Origin of the sequence: Pseudomonas sp. Q11 (assembly GCF_024494355.1) — a bacterium.
Taxonomy (GTDB): domain Bacteria; phylum Pseudomonadota; class Gammaproteobacteria; order Pseudomonadales; family Pseudomonadaceae; genus Aquipseudomonas; species Aquipseudomonas hefeiensis.
The window spans coordinates 236,690-254,129 of the sequence record NZ_JAKNQY010000006.1; the positions used below are offsets into that span (position 1 = coordinate 236,690).

At 57.9% G+C, this 17,440-nt stretch carries 18 protein-coding genes; 15 read left to right on the plus strand and 3 right to left on the minus strand.

Annotation, left to right across the window (positions count from 1 at the left end):
* Positions 1 to 13: 13 nt before the first annotated feature.
* Positions 14 to 427, plus strand: coding sequence for an ester cyclase (locus MA884_RS09540; RefSeq protein ID WP_256230240.1), 414 nt, complete (start codon positions 14 to 16; stop codon positions 425 to 427).
* A 92-nt stretch (positions 428 to 519) separates the two neighbouring features.
* Entirely contained in the window at positions 520 to 780 is a 261-nt protein-coding gene (locus MA884_RS09545) for a DUF2790 domain-containing protein (RefSeq protein ID WP_256230241.1), read from the plus strand.
* 10 nt (positions 781 to 790) lie between these two features.
* Here the strand turns inward: MA884_RS09545 and MA884_RS09550 are convergent, their stop codons facing one another.
* The 3 genes from MA884_RS09550 to MA884_RS09560 form a co-directional block, all read right to left on the minus strand.
* Positions 791 to 2,128, minus strand: coding sequence for an MFS transporter (locus tag MA884_RS09550; RefSeq protein ID WP_256230242.1), 1,338 nt, complete (start codon positions 2,126 to 2,128; stop codon positions 791 to 793).
* Between the two features lie 282 nt (positions 2,129 to 2,410).
* A complete protein-coding gene (locus MA884_RS09555; protein WP_256230243.1) occupies positions 2,411 to 2,941 on the minus strand; it encodes a 2,4'-dihydroxyacetophenone dioxygenase family protein in 531 nt (176 codons plus the stop codon).
* Between the two features lie 182 nt (positions 2,942 to 3,123).
* On the minus strand, positions 3,124 to 4,011 hold the full coding sequence (locus MA884_RS09560) for a LysR family transcriptional regulator (RefSeq protein ID WP_256230277.1): 888 nt from the start codon (positions 4,009 to 4,011) through the stop codon (positions 3,124 to 3,126).
* Between the two features lie 307 nt (positions 4,012 to 4,318).
* Here MA884_RS09560 and MA884_RS09565 point away from each other — a divergent pair, with 307 nt between their 5' ends.
* From MA884_RS09565 to MA884_RS09625, 13 genes are all read left to right on the plus strand, one after another.
* A complete protein-coding gene (locus MA884_RS09565) occupies positions 4,319 to 4,885 on the plus strand; it encodes a hypothetical protein (RefSeq protein WP_256230245.1) in 567 nt (188 codons plus the stop codon).
* 37 nt (positions 4,886 to 4,922) lie between these two features.
* Complete coding sequence (locus MA884_RS09570) at positions 4,923 to 5,819, plus strand: N-acyl homoserine lactonase family protein (RefSeq protein ID WP_256230246.1); 897 nt, start codon at positions 4,923 to 4,925, stop codon at positions 5,817 to 5,819.
* Between the two features lie 272 nt (positions 5,820 to 6,091).
* A complete protein-coding gene (locus MA884_RS09575; protein ID WP_256230247.1) occupies positions 6,092 to 7,348 on the plus strand; it encodes an aconitase family protein in 1,257 nt (418 codons plus the stop codon).
* A 9-nt stretch (positions 7,349 to 7,357) separates the two neighbouring features.
* Positions 7,358 to 7,867, plus strand: a complete 510-nt coding sequence (locus MA884_RS09580) for a 3-isopropylmalate dehydratase (RefSeq protein ID WP_256230248.1) — start codon at positions 7,358 to 7,360, stop codon at positions 7,865 to 7,867.
* Positions 7,868 to 7,894: 27 nt separating this feature from the next.
* Positions 7,895 to 8,761 carry an oxaloacetate decarboxylase gene (locus MA884_RS09585; RefSeq protein ID WP_256230249.1) on the plus strand — a complete coding sequence of 289 codons (867 nt, stop codon included), beginning with the start codon at positions 7,895 to 7,897 and terminating at the stop codon, positions 8,759 to 8,761.
* Between the two features lie 487 nt (positions 8,762 to 9,248).
* Positions 9,249 to 10,100, plus strand: a complete 852-nt coding sequence (locus MA884_RS09590; RefSeq protein WP_256230250.1) for a putative selenate ABC transporter substrate-binding protein — start codon at positions 9,249 to 9,251, stop codon at positions 10,098 to 10,100.
* Positions 10,097 to 10,894, plus strand: a complete 798-nt coding sequence (locus MA884_RS09595) for a phosphonate ABC transporter ATP-binding protein (protein WP_256230252.1) — start codon at positions 10,097 to 10,099, stop codon at positions 10,892 to 10,894. The genes MA884_RS09590 and MA884_RS09595 overlap by 4 nt, the downstream gene beginning before the upstream one ends.
* The gene (locus MA884_RS09600; RefSeq protein WP_256230253.1) at positions 10,888 to 11,715 is read left to right on the plus strand and encodes an ABC transporter permease; all 828 of its coding nucleotides are present in this window, start codon (positions 10,888 to 10,890) and stop codon (positions 11,713 to 11,715) included. Before MA884_RS09595 ends, MA884_RS09600 begins: the two co-directional genes overlap by 7 nt.
* Positions 11,712 to 12,479 (plus strand): phosphonate ABC transporter, permease protein PhnE, encoded by a 768-nt coding sequence (phnE, locus tag MA884_RS09605; protein WP_256230255.1) that lies wholly within the window; start codon positions 11,712 to 11,714, stop codon positions 12,477 to 12,479. The genes MA884_RS09600 and phnE overlap by 4 nt, the downstream gene beginning before the upstream one ends.
* A gap of 198 nt (positions 12,480 to 12,677) precedes the next feature.
* Positions 12,678 to 14,057 (plus strand): UDP-glucose/GDP-mannose dehydrogenase family protein, encoded by a 1,380-nt coding sequence (locus MA884_RS09610; protein ID WP_256230256.1) that lies wholly within the window; start codon positions 12,678 to 12,680, stop codon positions 14,055 to 14,057.
* A gap of 174 nt (positions 14,058 to 14,231) precedes the next feature.
* Complete coding sequence (locus tag MA884_RS09615) at positions 14,232 to 14,939, plus strand: HPP family protein (RefSeq protein WP_256230258.1); 708 nt, start codon at positions 14,232 to 14,234, stop codon at positions 14,937 to 14,939.
* Positions 14,940 to 15,073: 134 nt separating this feature from the next.
* Positions 15,074 to 16,180, plus strand: a complete 1,107-nt coding sequence (locus MA884_RS09620) for an enoyl-CoA hydratase/isomerase family protein (RefSeq protein WP_256230259.1) — start codon at positions 15,074 to 15,076, stop codon at positions 16,178 to 16,180.
* A gap of 3 nt (positions 16,181 to 16,183) precedes the next feature.
* A complete protein-coding gene (locus MA884_RS09625) occupies positions 16,184 to 17,335 on the plus strand; it encodes an acyl-CoA dehydrogenase family protein (RefSeq protein WP_256230260.1) in 1,152 nt (383 codons plus the stop codon).
* The last annotated feature ends 105 nt before the right edge of the window (positions 17,336 to 17,440 follow it).

Below are 17,440 nucleotides of genomic sequence, written 5' to 3' on the forward strand. Positions count from 1 at the left end.
GAGGACTCTCTAAATGGTGGACCATAAAGCTGTAGAAATTGTTGAACGCTTCTGGCGTGAAGTCTGGCAGGCGAAAGACCCGCAAGCTGCCGCGCGCTTTGTTGCAGAGGACTTTGTCATTACCTCTGGCGGCGTCGATACTGTCGGGCGCGAAGCCTTTATAGAGTGGATCGGCGTTTTCCTGTCGAAAATCGAAGACTTCAACTTTGGCAGTATCGAAACTTTCCAAAACAAGGATGGCACTCGTGTGGCTTCGCGCTGGAAGCTCACCGGGAAAAACCTGGGTTTCATCGGCGGACGCCCATGCCGCACGCCCTTTGAAATGCTTGGCACTGCCGTCTGGGAAGTTCGACCGGATGGCGTGTTGGCGCACAACTGGGTTGAACGCAACGCCCTGGAAGTTCATCGCGACTTGATGGCTCTCTAAGTTCTCCCGCAGCAGCTCGGTTCCAAACCAACTCCCTCGACCCTCGTCCACGCAACGCAGTTGAGGGAGTCATTAATCAATGAGGCTATCGAATGAAGACCTTTCTTCCATGGGTGACACTCGCCTGTGCCTGCTCTGTCATGGCACAACCGGAAAACAATGAAAGCGCGACAAAAGTTGAGAAGTACCACTACGGGATGGAACTGGATATTGCCAGTGTCATTTCCACCACGGAGCCGGCAGACAAATGCAACGCATCGCCGGTAACGATGATTTATCGCGACACCGAAGGTCATATCAAAGGTCTGGAATATATCGTGCTGGCACCGGATTGTGCCGCTACAAACGGCTGAAATCATTGACTTATGGTGTCGGGACTTGCGCACCAAGAAGCGGCTCGATACGTGGCGTACGCACCATGCACATCATGATCAATATCCCCACCACCAGTAACCCGGTCACGGCAAACAGCCCATAGGCAAAACTGCCGGTAGCCGTTTTGATAGCGCCCATCAAGTAAGGTCCGACAAAACCGCCCACCATGCCAACGGTGTTCACGTAAGCAATGCCACCGGGCGCAGCGCCCGCCGGCAAGTAACTCATGGGCATGGCGAGGATGATCGGCATCGCCGAAAAAACGCCGAGTGCAGCCAGGGTCAGGCCGACAATACTCAAGCCAAAATTACCCTGCACGAAAGGCAACATCCCGAAACCGATGGCGGCCATTAATGAGCAAAATGAAATATGCGCACGACGCTCCAGCCGTCGATCGGAATGCCGGGAGATCAAGATCATGCCAACCGTGGTGATGCTGTAAGGCACCATCGCCCACAGGCCGATTTCCGTCCCCGTGGTCAAGCCGGCGTCACGCAGCATCATGGGCATCCAGAAGTTCACCGCGTTATGCCCACAAACGATGGTGAACCAGGTGATGGCGATGAGATGGATGGTCGGCCCGCGTAGCGCGCCGATGAAGCCGTCATCGCGTGCAGGCTGAAAACTGGCCAGATGACGGATCACTTGGACTTTTTCATCGGCTCGCAACCACCTGCAGGTAGCCGGACCATCAGACAGCAGCCACAGCGCCAGGAAACCCAGCACAATCGAAGGAATGCCCTCAATAACAAACAGCCATTGCCAGCCTTGCAGCCCCGCCATTCCTTGGAATACGTCGAGAATCATCCCTGACAATGGTGCTCCTGCAACCCCGGCGATGGCCGAACCGCAGAGAAAAATGGCGGCCATCTGCGCCCGTCGAGCCGGTGGAAACCAAAAGGTCAGGTACAACAATACACCCGGCGCAAAACCGGCCTCGAATGCACCCAGCAGCAACCGCATCAGATAAAACGAAGTTGGGCTTTGGACCAGCATGGTGCAGCTAGAGACAAAACCCCAGCCGATCATGATGCGGGCAATGGTGATGCGCGCACCGAGGCGTTTCATCAGCAGGTTGCTCGGGATCTCGCAGCAGATGTAGCCAAAGAAGAAAATTCCGGCACCCATACCGTATACAGCGTCCGTAAAGTTCAGGTCCGCTTTCATATGCAGCGCGGCAAAGCCGACGTTAACCCTGTCCAGGTAGGCGAACACGTAGCAAACGAACAGAAATGGCATCAGCCGCCAGGCAATCTTGCGATAAACGGGATCGTTATCATCGATCGGCGACACAACGCCATGAGCGTTGGTGGGTGTTGAATGCATGGGTTTAATCTCCTGCTGATATTGTTATTGGATGCGGAAGAGTTACGTTGATGAATCAATGTCCGTCTTTTTAGAGTCAGCGCGATTGGGCAAGTCCATCCAGCCCCATGGAAGTTCAAATACGTACAAGCCGCGAACAAAATGAACAAAACGTCAATTCATTTTGAATTCGCGGTCACGACGCTGTAATCACCGGATAAAGCGATGCCGTCATCGAGACTTTCAATTCGATGGCAATTAACGCTTTGGAAACTTTTCTTACCCGTTATTTTTCAAGGCGGATCAGCGAACGAACTGCTCGGCGTAATCAGCACCCAACCCGACGGCTTCGTAATGACGACGGGCACTTTCCAGTTTGGTGTACACGTCCTCGTAGTCCAGGGCCTTGCCGTAAGGGTCGACATAGACATAGTTACCGGTCACGTGAAACAGCGTGATCATTTCGGTCACATCTTCCGGTACAACCAATGTATGGGTCTCTCCTGGTGGTTCGAAGGCATAGCTGCCCTCGGTAGCGACCCATTCGTGTTCAAGATAATGCCAGTGGCCGCGCAAGGTAATCGCATGGACCGGCCCGCCATGTCGGTGACGGGATAGAACGCCGGCACGACGCACGCGGGTCAGGTTGACGAAGTAGCCGCCCGACAAACTCAGGATCAACGGACGAAACCATACCCCTTCAGCTTGCGGCACCCACTCTCGTTCGTCACAGTCAAGATTCAGTGCGCCTGGCAGCAAAAAATCCGCTGGCATTCCTGCCGGTTGATCAAACTGATACGGCACTTTGGATTGGTCGCCACGTATGGCGGTCATCACGGGTCTAGCCAAACTTTTTTCTTGTACAGTCATTTTCAGATCACCTCACGGTCAAACATTTAGCCGTTACGATATTGCTATCGCAAGCTTCATCAAGTTGACATTCAACGTGCAACTTTTCCCATGGAGCACACCCGACCGGGCAGGCTCAAAAAGTCAGAAAAACTTCTCGCCGTGCGTTAGGTTATCGTCCAGCACTGGCCTTCCACTCGATCACTGAGAAAGTCAATGAACACCTTTATTCGCGGACTTAAATATTTTCGGTTCGCGTATATAAGACTCACCGATTCTTTTTCGCCGGTATAAAACTCCGACAACAGCGGCACCAAGCGGCCGTGGCGAATATCCTCACCAATATGAAACCCGGCCAGTTTGACGATGCCCGCCCCCTGCAACGCCAAATCTCGCAGCAGGTCACCCTGACCGAACGAAGAGCGACTGCGAAACGGCACTTTGAATAAGCGCCCGTTTTCCTGAAACGACCAGGTGCTCCATTGGCTTTCAAAGTCAAAGCCAAAACATTGGTGCGCCAGCAAATCCTGTGGATGAAGCAACGGTGCGTTATTGGCCAGATAGTGCGGTGAGGCACAGATGATCCATTCGTTGTCGTTCAAGCGGCGGGCAACCCTCGATGAGCTGGGCAGAAACCCGCTGTGAATCGCGACATCGACACCTTGCTCGAACAGATCGAGGTATTGCGCCCCCAATTGAATATCCAGATCGAGTAACGGATAGCTTTCTAGAAACTGCGGCAGCCATGGCAGGATCTGGTGCTTGGCAAAAGTGGTCATCGTATGCACGCGCAACATGCCGCTGACCCGGGTCGGCAAACGTTCGGCCAATGCGTCAGCCTCGCTCATGGCATCAACGACCGCCAACGCACTTTTCAGATAGATCGCCCCTTCTTCCGTCAGCAGTAATGCTCTGGAGCTGCGAACAAACAAACGCACTTGCAAGCGTTCTTCCAGCCTTGAAATCAGCTTGCTCACCGCCGACGGCGTCAGATGGCTTGCCCGGGCCGCCGCAGAAAAACTGCCGTGCTCAGCTGCGCGTATGAAGGCGAGCATTTGCGAATAGTTGTCCACCTCTCACCTCCGTTTTTATGAGCTGTCAGCCGGCCATGACCGGGCGTTGGGGACCCTGGTGCTTAAACTATTACATCTCTGAAACGCTGAATATCCTCAAAACTTCACACCGGCTGTGAATTTTGGTCACAGCGGAGTCGCCTCGCTTGTTACGAAATAACATCGGGCTGACCTACCAGGATTAATTGGCTTGGCAACTGGCTGCAATCTGATTTATTCGTTTGCCAAGGGTTTCGCTCACTCAAATACTTAAAGGCAGCAACGCCAATGACAGTAAGCGAGACTCAGCATGTCCCATACGCCACGTTCTCTGGCTACGCCTTATACCTTGTCGTTCAGTCAAGATTGCATGGATGGCCGACTGGCTCCCTTTAGCGCAGAAGTCGAGTCCAGGACCGAGTTGGCGGTGCGCACGGTCACTCATGCCAAAGATGAGCTCAATCACTATGTAGCGCTGGTCGAACGCCCCTACGCAAAGCTCAATCGGGTGATTGCGCAAATGGCCGGGTTGTTGATTCTTGGGCAAGCCGATAATGGCTTCAGTTCTTACGCCCAACTGGCGCGCACGCCGGAACAGGATCTGATCGAAGTTCTGGATCTGCTGGGCAACCTCAAGATCCCCGCGATGGCATCAGCGCATTTCAACCACTTATCGCTCACCGCCAGCCGTTTGTTGCATATCGCCCGGGAACTGCAGCGCAACATCAGTGCTGGCGCAGTACTCAGGGAGCGCACACCGGCCTTACTGAAGGGACTCAATAACACTAACGCCATGCTGCGCTGCGCTTCCAGTGCGCAGTTGGGGCTGATGCCTGTCGATCTGAAAAATACCTGTTTTTGCTGTTCTCAGCATTGATATCGATTTCAATCAAACACCCATAAAAGAGGCTGTCATGTCCCCCTATTCGATTTGGATTCTTGAGTTCGCCAACATTCCGAACTTTCCGGTCAGCGGCATCAAATACGGCGTACATAATGAAGGGACCCGAAAACTGCCCTATTGCTATGTGCTGATCAAAGGTAATGGCCGCACGATCATGGTGGACGTCGGTTACAACCATCGCGATTACGGCCAGGCATTAGCCAAGCAATTCGGGGTGAGCGACTGGCACTCGCCGCGGGACGTTCTGGCCGAGTGCAATGTCACCCCTGAAGAAGTCGATACGGTGTTTGTGACCCACGCTCACTTTGATCATTTCGGCAACACCGATGCCTTTCCCAATGCACGGTTTTATCTTCAGGAGCGGGAACTGTCGAAATGGATCTGGGCCATGGCGCTTCCGGACCGTCTGAGCTGGACTCGCACCGGACTCGATCCGTCGGACATTTTGCGAGCGGTCGATCTCGCGCGCCAGGGCCGCCTGATCTGCGTGGAAGGTGAAATAGAGGACGTAGCACCGGGTATCGATCTGCGCGTCGCGTTCGACAGCCATACATTTGGCTGCATGTGGGTGCACGTGCGCAATGACCTGGCCTCCAGCTCACACAACAGTTGGGTGCTGGCCGGAGACTTGGTGTACGTCTACGACAATATGCTGGCCAACCCGCAAATCGCCAAAGGCGATATCACCGGAACGTTGGAGTATCGCCCCGTCGGGCTGGCACAGAACAGCAATACCAATCTGGTGCTTGCCACCGAGGAGATGCTCAAGGCTGTGGACTACGAGGTCAAACGGGTGATCCCGGTGCACGAGGACCGTTTGAGCGAAGTGTTCCCTACCCGTGTCACCGATAAAAATCTGCGGATCATGCAAGTCTGCCTGGCTGAAGGGGAAACTTCCCGCATCTGATCAGTACTGCATCGAGTATTACAAAACCCCGAGCCTTGAGCCACGGGCACAACCGCAGCGGCTTGAAATATTTTTCTAAGTTCAGACATTAGGCAGCCGCATCGAAGAGCGCGTTTGGCCGGTTCACGCCAACTTCGCCATTCACACTGTTTATTGATCAATCAGCGTAGTCACTGGCTGCAATAAGAATTACGCGTTTGCCCAACGGGCGTAAAATTCAAATACTTAACTCACGTGCAAATACCTATTCGTGCTCACGCAGGAGTATTCCGATGGGCTACACCATGACTGAAAAGATACTGGCCCGTACCGCGGGACTGGAAACAGTCAACGCTGGCGATGAAGTTCAAGTTAAACCGGATTTCGTACTGGCTTATGACTTTCCTGGTTATACCGATCGTTACTTTAAGGAAATGGAAAGCGAGTTTCAGATTATCCAGGTAAAAGAGCCGGAGCGCTTTGGCATTTTTATCGATCATATGATTCCGGCCATTACTCCAGAGGAAGAAAATTTCCATAAAGAAACTCGGGATTGGACCACGCGTAACGGTGTGGAAGTATTCGAACGTCGCGGCATCGGTCATCAGGTTGCCGCTGAAGTCGGTTATGCGGTGCCTGGCGCGCTGGCTGTGCATTTTGATCCACACATTTCGCAGTTGGGCACTTTCGGCACATTGGCCCTGGGCATTCACCGCAATATGCTGCAAGCCTATGTTCAGGACACGGTTTCCTTGCGAGTGCCGGAGACGGTGCGGATCAATTTCATCGGTGATTTGCAAGACGGTGTCATGGCCCGCGATGTGCTTAATCATCTCGTCAAAACCCTGGGTCCGAGCGCCTGCCAATTCTGCGTGATGGAGTTGGGCGGTCACGGGCTCGCCAACCTGTCCGTCGAAGGCTTGCAGACCATTACCGGCCTGGCGATGTTCACTGGCGCTATTTCCGCCATTGTCGCACCGGATGCAGCGCGCCTCGACTATGCCCTGCCGCTGGCGCGAAAAGTTCTCGAGCCGGTATACAGCGATCCGGATGCACGGTATCAGGCCATCCACACCATCGACCTGAGCACTATCGAGCCCGTCATTGTAATTCCCCCCAGTTCCGCTGGTACGCGCGATCTTGCCGAATACATCGGCATGGAAGTGCAAGTCGGCTATCTCGGTTCCTGTGCCTCGGGCCGTCTGGAAGATCTGCGCATCGCGGCGCGCATTCTTCGTGGCCGCACATTGGCACCAGGCTTCTCGTTGTACGTCGTACCGACCAGTCAACACATCATGGCCGAAGCGGCGCGGGAAGGATTGCTGACCACGTTGATAGAGGCCGGCGCTTTCGTCTCTTCGCCCAGCTGCGATTACTGCTATGGACGCATCGGCACCATGAATGCGGGACAACGTGCAGTGTCCACCGGAACCTTGAACGTGCGTGGTCGGATGGGCAGTACCGACTCTGAAATCTACCTGTGCAGCGCCGCCGCCGTGGCGGCGGCCGCAATCGAAGGCAAGGTCGCAGACCCTCGCCATTATCTTTGAGGATTCGTCATGAGCCTGCTCAATTTACGCGGCCGTGTGGCTTACGTATTCGAAGAAGAAAATTTCGATATCGATCAAATCGTTGGCGTCAAAAACATCCGCACAGGTGACGCCGAAGCATTGGCGAAGTTGGCCATGAGTGCCTACGACGAAAACTTTGCGCGGGACATGCGGCCCGGCGATGTGTTGGTTGGTGCCGCCAATTTCGGCTATGGGCACCCGCACTACCCGCCGATGATCGCCATGCGCAAGTTGGGTATCAGTGCGGTGATCGCAGAGTCCTTCTCGCCAGGTTACTGGTGGGGAGAAATGGCCGAAGGTTTTCCGCAAATCGAATGCCCGGGCATCACCCGATGGGTGAAGCGCTGGGATGAAATTGAAGTGGATTGGCTAGGACGACGAGTGATCAACCACAGTCAAGGTCGCGAATTGGCATTTAGGCCATTTAGCCAGTCCGACCTGAGTGTTCTGGAGGCTGGAGGACTGATTCCTTACATCAAACAACAACGGAAATGCTGAAAGCCATTCTTCTTCAGGAGAAACGAAATGCATGCAAAAAATTCTTACGCGCTCACCGAAGCATTTAACGGCCCCAAGGCATTAGTGATTCCAGGAGCCTATGACGCGTTCAGTGCCATGTTGGTAGAAGCCGCGGGGTATCCAGTCGTTTATGTCGGAAGTTACGCAACAGCAGCGGCAGGATTCGGCCTACCGGATGTGGGCGTTTTGACGCTGGATGAACTTGCCCGGCATGCCAAGTCGGTCAGCGGCGCTGTCAACGTGCCGGTAATTGCCGACGCCGAGGGCGGTTTTTTTGATCCGGCCAACATCTGGCGCACCGTGCAGGCCTTCGAAGATGCAGGCGTCGCGGCCATTCATATCGAGGATCATGCCGGAGGCAAACATACTAATTTGGAGCAGAAGCTGATCCCGCTTGATTTAATGCTGCAACGTCTACAGGCCGCCCTGGATGCGCGGCGCAACCCGGATTTCATGATCATTGCTCGAACCGATGCCATCTGGGCGACACACAATGTTGATGAATGCGTTACGCGTTTGAAAGCGTTCGCGCAAATCGGCATCACGCATTTCTTTGCGAACGGTGCAGACCCGGCCACGCTGCGAGAAATTAAAAAGCAGGTGCCGGGCAAATACATCGTAATCAACCTGCCAAGCGTACGAAACCGAAACGAATGGGATGGCGCTGCCGATGTCGTAATTGATTACGCGTTCTGCCTGTTAGCGGTGAGCAAGGCACTGCAAGTCGCACTCCATCAATATAAAAACACCCCCGACGCCAATCACTCGGACGCGTTGATCGAAGACGTTGAAGTGTTTGAGCATCGTCTGGGTTACACCGCTTTTACCGAGCGAGCACTGCACTATACCGATTACGAGAAAACACCAACTTAATCGATATCAGAGCTGTCCAGTCCATACGGCTGGTCGGTGCAGACTGACTAGCTATTTTGCGTAACTGCTCATGAATCCGATGGCAATACTTGTATTGTTACTTCAGTTGATGACACCGCCTCATGCTGCCCGGCCGCCGGAAATCGTGGTCAGCAGAAGGAACACCATTCCGTGGGCGGGACTTGGCTACCGGCGCCCGTGCGTTTCGACTGACATATAGCCACGGCGAGGCTACATCATCCAGCCTATGGAAAAAATCGTAAACGCTCGGGACAATTCAGCCCAAGGGTGCGGTAGCAACCAAGAACTGCTTGCATCGCGCGTTTGAGCTTGTAGGATCCGCGCATTGTGACTGGATGGCTGAGATTCACCTGGGCCAAAAACGACCGTTATCACACTCATTCGTCTACCCTCACCAAGCGCCATGCGGTTGTTCGCGAGTGTCTGGCGCTTCAATATTCTTGCGTTCACGTACCGGAGATTTTCCATGTTCAAGCGTTCCCTGGCATTGGCCGTCGGCTTGACCCTGTCTTTCAGCGCCTTGCTGGCCCAGGCCGCCGACACCCTGAAAGTCAGCGCGATTCCCGATGAAGCCCCTACCGAACTGCTGCGCAAGTTCAAGCCCTTGGGCGCTTATCTGGAACAACAGACGGGCATGAAAGTCGAGTTCATTCCCGTGAGCGACTACCCGGCTGTGGTCGAGGCGCTGGCCACCGACCGCATCGACCTGGCCTGGCTGGGTGGTTTCACGTTCGTGCAGGCACGCTTGAAAACCGGTAATGCTATCCCGCTGGTGCAGCGCGAGCAGGACGCCCAATTCACCAGTAAATTCATCACCGCCGACCCTGCGGTCAAATCCCTCGCCGACCTCAAGGGCAAGACCTTTGCATTCGGTTCGGTGTCTTCCACCTCTGGCAGCCTGATGCCGCGCTATTTCATGCTCCAGGACGGCATCAAGCCGGAAAGCTACTTCAGCCGCGTAGGTTACTCGGGCGCCCATGACGCCACCGTCGCCTGGGTCCAGGCCGGCAAAGTGGACGCCGGGGTACTGAACGCCAGCGTCTGGGAAAAACTGGTCGCCGCCGGCAAGGTCGACACCGCCAAGGTCAAAGTGTTTGCCACCACCCCGGCCTACTTCGACTACAACTGGACGGTGCGCGGAACGCTCGACCCGGCGCTGGCAGCCAAGATCAAGGCAGCCTTCCTGGCGCTCGATCCGGCGAATCCGAAGGACAAGGAAATCCTCGATCTGCAGGCTGCCAGCCGCTTCATCGAAACCAAGCCTGAGAACTACAAGGGCATCGAGGAAGCCGCACGCGCCGCCGAACTGCTCAAATGACATTACATCTGACTCAGGTCAGCCTTACCCACGCCAACGGCGTCCAGGCGCTGCGTGGCGTGGAGCTGCACATCGGCGCCGGCGAACAGGTCGCCATCATCGGTCCGTCCGGCGCGGGTAAATCGAGCCTGCTCAATCTGCTGGGCACGGCTCTGCGACCGGGTGACGGCGAAATGCAGGTACTCGGCGAACGAGCCTGGCAGTTGTCTGCCCGCGCGCGTCAACGCCTGCGCGCACGCATCGGCCTGATCCACCAAGCTCCGCCCCTGCCACCGCGCCAGCGCGTGGTCACTGCGGTGCTGGCCGGCAAACTGGGTCAGTGGGGCCTGGGCAAGAGTCTGCTGAACCTGCTGCACCCGCTGGATATTCCCGGCGCACGGGCGGCATTGGCCAGGCTGGATCTGAGCGACAAGCTCTTCGCGCAATGCCAGCAACTCTCCGGCGGCCAGCTACAGCGCGTTGGGATTGCCCGGGTGCTGTATCAGGCGCCCGAGGTATTGCTGGCCGATGAACCTGTTTCGGCCATGGATCCAGTGCTGGCCGAGCACACCCTTTCAGTGCTCTGCCGCCACGCCCGGGAGCACAACGTCACCCTGGTCGCCAGCCTGCATGCGGTGGACCTGGCCCTGGCGCACTTTTCACGGGTCATCGGCCTGCGTGACGGGCAGATCCTGTTCGATCTGCCGACCGATGCCGTCGACCGTGAACGGCTCGACCAACTCTACGCCAATGAGCAGTTGCAACCCTCGCCTCCACCGCCCTCCCCCTTGAGTGTGCAGATCCCCCGATGCTGACACGCGATACCCGAGACCCCGCCAGCGGCCCTCGCCTGCTGCTTTGCCTGTTGGCCCTTGTCCTGCTGTGGCCAGGCATCCACTTCAGCGAGCTGGACCTCGGCGTGCTGGTGGCAAGCGACAGTCAAAGCGAGATGGGCCGGTTCGTCTCGGCCTTCTGGCCACCGGCCCATGGCGAAGCGTTCATGGAGCTGCTATTGCAAGCCACCTTGCAGACCCTGGCCATCGCCACGGCCGGCATGGCCCTGGCATTGCTGTTCGCCGTGCCCGCCAGCCTGCTGGCCAGCCGTGCCCTGTCGCTGTCTGCGGCCTCCCGTGGCGGCCATCCGGGCTATTGGGGGCAACTGCTGCGGTGGCCGGTACGCGGCGTGCTGATTTTCCTGCGCAGCGTGCCGGAAATCGTCTGGGCCCTGCTCTTCGTCCGCGCCGTCGGTCTTGGTCCGACTGCCGGGGTGCTGGCCATCGCCATTACCTACAGCGGCATGTTGGGCAAGGTCTACGCGGAAATCTACGAGTCAGTCGACCAGCGTCCGGCACATGCACTGTTGCAGGCCGGCAGCGGCCGACTGGCAGCCTTCTGCTACGGGATCCTGCCCAATGTCGCGGCGGAGCTGCTGTCCTACACGGTGTACCGCTGGGAGTGTGCGATCCGCGCCTCGGTGGTGATGGGCTTTGTCGGTGCCGGGGGCCTGGGCCAACAAATGGACCTGTCGTTGCGCATGTTCGCCGGTGGTGAAGTGGCCAGCATGCTGTTGACGTTCCTCGTCCTGGTCCTGCTGGCCGATCAACTCAGTCGCCTGCTGCGCTGGAGGCTGGCATGAACCGCCTGTTCAACGTGGTGTTGCTCCTGTGCATCGGCGCCGCCGTCGTCGTCTCGTTCGCCTATCTGGGCATCGATCTCGGCGAGCTTGGTGACAGCGGCAACCTGAGCCGGATGGGCATTTATGCCCAGCGTTTTCTCAGCCCGGACCTGAGCCCCGGCCATCTGCAAGCAATCGGCCACGGCGCCCTGGAAACCATCGCCATGTCCGCCCTTGGCACGCTGCTCGCGGCGGTGTTTGGCCTGGTATTGGCCTTGCCCGCCGCCGGGCGTTTCGGTTGGCCGATGCAAAGCGCCTCACGCCTGGTACTCAACGCCTTGCGCGCGGTTCCAGAGCTGGTGTGGGCGGCGCTGATGGTCCTGGCTGCCGGCCTGGGCCCCAATGCCGGCACCCTGGCATTGGCGCTGCACACCACCGGCGTGCTCGGCCGACTGTTCGCCGAGGCATTGGAAAACACCCCGCCAGAACCGGCCGAAGCCATTCGCCTGCAAGGCGGCAACGCGGTATGGGCGTTCTGTTACGGCACCCTGCCCAACCTGATGCCGCAGCTGTTGGCCTACATCCTCTACCGCTGGGAGAACAACATCCGCATGGCCAGCGTGCTCGGCTTCGTCGGCGCCGGCGGATTGGGGCAAATGCTCTATGTCAGCCTCAGCCTGTTCCAGGAGGCACAGGCCAGCACGGTGATTCTGGCGATGCTGTTGCTGGTCCTCGCGGTCGATACGCTGAGCAGTTGGAGTCGTCAGCGCTGGGTCAAGGCCTGAGCGCTGCCACGTAGCAGCGAGTTTGACACCACACGCTCAGACCAGAGCGGCTGTCCTCACTTGCCCGCGGGTTGATCGCAACCGCTGCGGGTTGTCAGCGAACTGAAATATCCCCGACTTATTCTGCAAATGCGCGCATTGCGGCGATGTGCGGGTTGTACGTGCCTGCCCGTTCGGAAATGATCCAGGGAGTCCGCTATGAAAATCAGTGTATTCGGTAGTGGTTACGTGGGATTGGTGCAAGCGGCAGTGTTGGCCGAGGTAGGCCATGACGTGGTGTGCATGGACATAGACGAACAGAAAGTCGAAAGCCTGCGCCAGGGCCAGGTGAGTATCTTCGAACCCGGTCTGGCCGCGCTGGTGCGTGAGGGGCTGGAGGCCGGACGCCTGCATTTCACCCACGATGAACAGTTTGCCGTGCAGCACGGCCAAGTGCTGTTCATCGCGGTGGGCACGCCTTCCAGGGAAGATGGCTCGGCCGATTTGTGCCAGGTCCTGGCCGTCGGTGAGGCGGTCGCGCACTACCGCGAACAACCGGTCCTTGTCGTGGAGAAATCCACCGTACCGGTTGGCACCGGCGATGCCCTACGAGCGCACATCGACAAATGCTTGCTCAAGGCCGGCCGTTTGTTGCAGTTCGATATCGTGTCCAACCCCGAGTTTCTCAAGGAAGGCTCGGCGGTGGCCGATTGTCGCCGCCCGGATCGCATCGTGATCGGCTGCGAACGCGATGAAGTGCGCGACACCATGCGCGACCTGTACGCCCCCTTCAATCGCAACCACGACCGGATCCTGTTCATGGACCTGCGTAGCGCCGAACTGACCAAGTACGCGGCCAACGGCATGCTGGCGACGAAGATCAGCTTCATCAACCAGATCGCGGAGCTGGCGGAACACCTGGGCGCTGACATCGAGTCCGTGCGCCTGGGCATCGGTGCCGACTCGCGCATCGGTTATCACTTCATTTACCCAGGCTGCGGCTACGGTGGCTCGTGTTTTCCCAAGGACATGCGCGCGCTGATCCACACGGCGGAGCAAGCCCACTGTTCCAGCGATCTGCTGCAAGCGGTGGAAACCATCAACCAGCGGCAGAAGCACAAGTTGTTCGAACGCATCCAGGCGTTCTACAAAGGCGACTTGCGCGGTAAAACCTTCGCGGTGTGGGGCTTGGCCTTCAAGCCCAACACCGACGACATGCGCGACGCGCCCAGTCGTACACTTCTGGAGGCGTTGTGGGCTGCCGGCGCCAGTGTCCGCGCCTTTGACCCGGAGGCCATGCAGCAGACCCAGCAGCTCTATCCCGACGAATCGAAGCTGATGCTGATGGGTACGCCGGAATCGGTTTTGCCGGGAGCCGATGCGCTGGTGATCTGCACTGAATGGCAACCGTTCAAGGCGCCGGACTTTGACCTGATCCAGCAGCGGCTCAAGGCTGCGGTGATTTTCGATGGCCGCAACCTGTATGACCCGGACCGCATGGCAGACAAAGGCTTTACCTATTTCCCGATAGGGCGCGGACAATCGTGCAACCTGCCTATTGCTCAGCAAACCTGGTTTCAAGCCTCCAGAAGCGCATGACGCTTTTTACATCAAAATAAATGCACTCAAGCAGCATTAATATGAATTTGTAAGCAAGGGTGGCGAACGGCACACTGTGCATCGTTCCTCCCCCAACTGTTGGAACACTTAAAGGGCTTTCAGGGATTCTCCCGTAAGCCCCTTTTTTTGTTCGTTTTTTGGATTTTCGCTTAAATGCTTTCTCGCTGGTTCCCCGCTGCTATCAATACCCGTCCCACCGAATGGAGCCGGGCCGCCATCGGTATGGCCCTGGGTACAATGTTCAGTGTCTGGCTGTGTGGCCAGGTTTTTGGCCTTGAGGTGGCGCAACACCTGATTGGCCCGCTCGGCGCCTCGGCCGTGCTGTTGTTTGCCGTCTCTTCGGGCGCCCTTGCCCAGCCCTGGTCGATTTTCGGCGGTTACTTGTGCGCCTCCGTCGTGGCATTGCTGGTAGCCCATGTCCTGGGCCGCACGCTGGGGAGTGCCTGTCTGGCGGCCGGCATGGCGCTGGTGTTGATGTGCTGGTTGCGTTGCCTGCACCCTCCGGCGGGTGCCCTGGCGGCGACGATGGTATTGGCCGATCCGTCGATCATCGCCCTGGACTGGCAGGCCGTCGGTGCCGCCATGCTGGCCGGTTCCACTCTGCTCTTGAGTGCCTTGGCCTACAACAACCTGACGCGGGTACGTTACCCAAAGCGAGCCAGCGAACCGACCCCCGTCATTCCCGCTGACCATTCACCCGTCGACCGTCAGGCCATTACGGCCGAGGACTTGAAACTCGCTCTTGAGCAAATGGAAGCATTCTTTGACGTAACTCCCGAAGATCTCGAGCAATTGATCCACGCCAGTGAGCGAAATGCCAGGCGTCGCAGCATCACGGAGGTGCTGTCAGGTCGCGGTTGAGCCTGAGGCTGCTATAAATATGCAGACAGGACCTGCACGTATCCCGGTTGTGCAAGGCAAATTTGCACTGGTACGATCCTGACCGGGTAGGTGCGACACAATTCATAAAGAACAATAAAAGCAGGGAGTTAGCGATGACAGCTCAGGTTTCATCACAAGCCTCGGGGCCCATCGAAGCTGAGGCTCATGAAGTGCTGGTCGAAGTGCGCAACCATATCGGCCACTTGACCCTGAACCGCCCCGCCGGCCTCAATGCCCTGACGCTGGGCATGGTGCGCAGCTTGCAGCAACAGCTCGATACCTGGGAACTCGACCCACAAATCCGCGCCGTGGTACTGCGCGGTGCCGGCGACAAGGCGTTTTGCGCTGGCGGCGATATCCGCTCGCTGTACGATAGCCACAAGCAGGGCGACAGCCTGCACCAGGACTTTTTCGTCGAGGAATACGCACTCGACCTGACGATTCATCACTACCGCAAACCGATCCTCGCCTTGATGGACGGTTTCGTCCTGGGCGGCGGCATGGGGCTGGTGCAAGGCGCCGACCTGCGGGTGGTGACCGAACGTAGCCGCCTGGGTATGCCGGAGGTCGCCATCGGTTATTTCCCGGACGTCGGTGGCAGCTATTTCCTGCCGCGTATTCCGGGCGAACTGGGCATCTACCTGGGGGTCAGTGGCGTACAGATCCGTGCTGCCGATGCGCTGTATTGCGGACTGGCCGACTGGTACCTGGAAAGCGACAAGCTTGATCGGCTCGATGAGCGTCTCGATCGCCTGGAGTGGCACGACACACCGCTCAAGGACCTGCAGGGCCTGCTGGCGAAACTCGGTGTTCAGCAATTGCCCGCCCCGCCTCTGGCCGACTTGCGTCCTGCCATCGATCACTTCTTTGCCCTTGCGGACGTGCCAAGCATGGTGGAGCAGTTGCGCCTGGTCACCGTCGCCAACAGCCATGAGTGGGCGCTAAAAACCGCTGACCTGCTGGAGACGCGCTCGCCCCTGGCCATGGCCGTGACCCTGGAAATGCTGCGTCGCGGCCGGCATTTGAACCTGGAAGACTGTTTTGCCCTGGAGCTGCACCTGGACCGTCAATGGTTCGACCGCGGCGACCTGATCGAAGGCGTGCGCGCCTTGCTCATCGACAAAGACAAGAACCCGCGCTGGAACCCGCCGACCCTGGAGGCTCTGGATAAGCGCCACGTGGCGAGTTTCTTCGACGGCTTCGACGACCACGGGAACTGAACCATGCACGACCTTGAGCTGACCGAAGAGCAAGTGATGATCCGCGACATGGCCCGGGATTTTGCCCGAGGCGAGATTGCCCCCCATGCCCAGGCCTGGGAAAAAGCCGGCTGGATCGACGATGCCCTGGTGGCGAAGATGGGGGAACTGGGTCTGCTGGGCATGGTGGTACCCGAGGAATGGGGCGGCACCTATGTCGATTACGTGGCCTATGCCCTCGCGGTAGAAGAAATCTCCGCGGGCGATGGCGCCACCGGGGCGCTGATGAGCATTCACAACTCGGTGGGTTGCGGGCCGGTCCTCAATTTTGGCAGCGACGAACAGAAACAGACCTGGCTGGCCGACCTGGCCAGCGGCCAGGCCATTGGCTGCTTCTGCCTCACCGAACCCCAAGCCGGTTCCGAAGCCCACAACCTGCGCACCCGTGCCGAGCTGCGGGACGGCCAATGGGTCATCAATGGCGCCAAGCAATTCGTCAGCAACGGCAAGCGAGCGAAACTGGCGATTGTCTTTGCGGTGACGGATCCTGAGCTGGGCAAAAAAGGTATTTCCGCGTTTCTGGTGCCGACCGACACGCCGGGCTTCATCGTGGACCGCACGGAACACAAAATGGGCATCCGCGCTTCGGACACCTGTGCCGTCACACTGAACAACTGCAGCATTGCCGAGGCCAACTTGCTGGGCGCCCGGGGTAAAGGCCTGGCAATTGCCCTCTCAAACCTGGAGGGTGGTCGCATCGGCATCGCGGCGCAGGCCCTGGGCATCGCCCGTGCGGCGTTTGAAGCAGCCTTGGCTTACGCGCGGGACCGGGTGCAGTTCGACAAACCGATCATCGAACACCAGAGCATCGCCAACCTGCTGGCCGACATGCACACCCGCCTGAACGCCGCCCGCTTGCTCATCCTCCATGCCGCCCGCCTGCGCAGCGCCGGTAAACCGTGCCTGTCGGAAGCGTCCCAGGCCAAGCTGTTCGCCTCGGAAATGGCCGAAAAAGTCTGCTCCTCGGCCATGCAGATTCATGGCGGGTACGGCTATCTCGAGGACTATCCGGTGGAGCGCTACTACCGCGATGCGCGGATCACCCAGATCTATGAAGGGTCAAGCGAGATACAGCGAATGGTCATCGCCCGGGAACTGAAGCACTATTTGGTGTGATGGCTGAAAAAAGCATCGCGAGCAGGCTCGCTCCCACAGGGACCGGTGGTGTACACGGAGATTGCGTACACCGCCGATTCATTGTGGGAGTGGGCTTGCTCACGA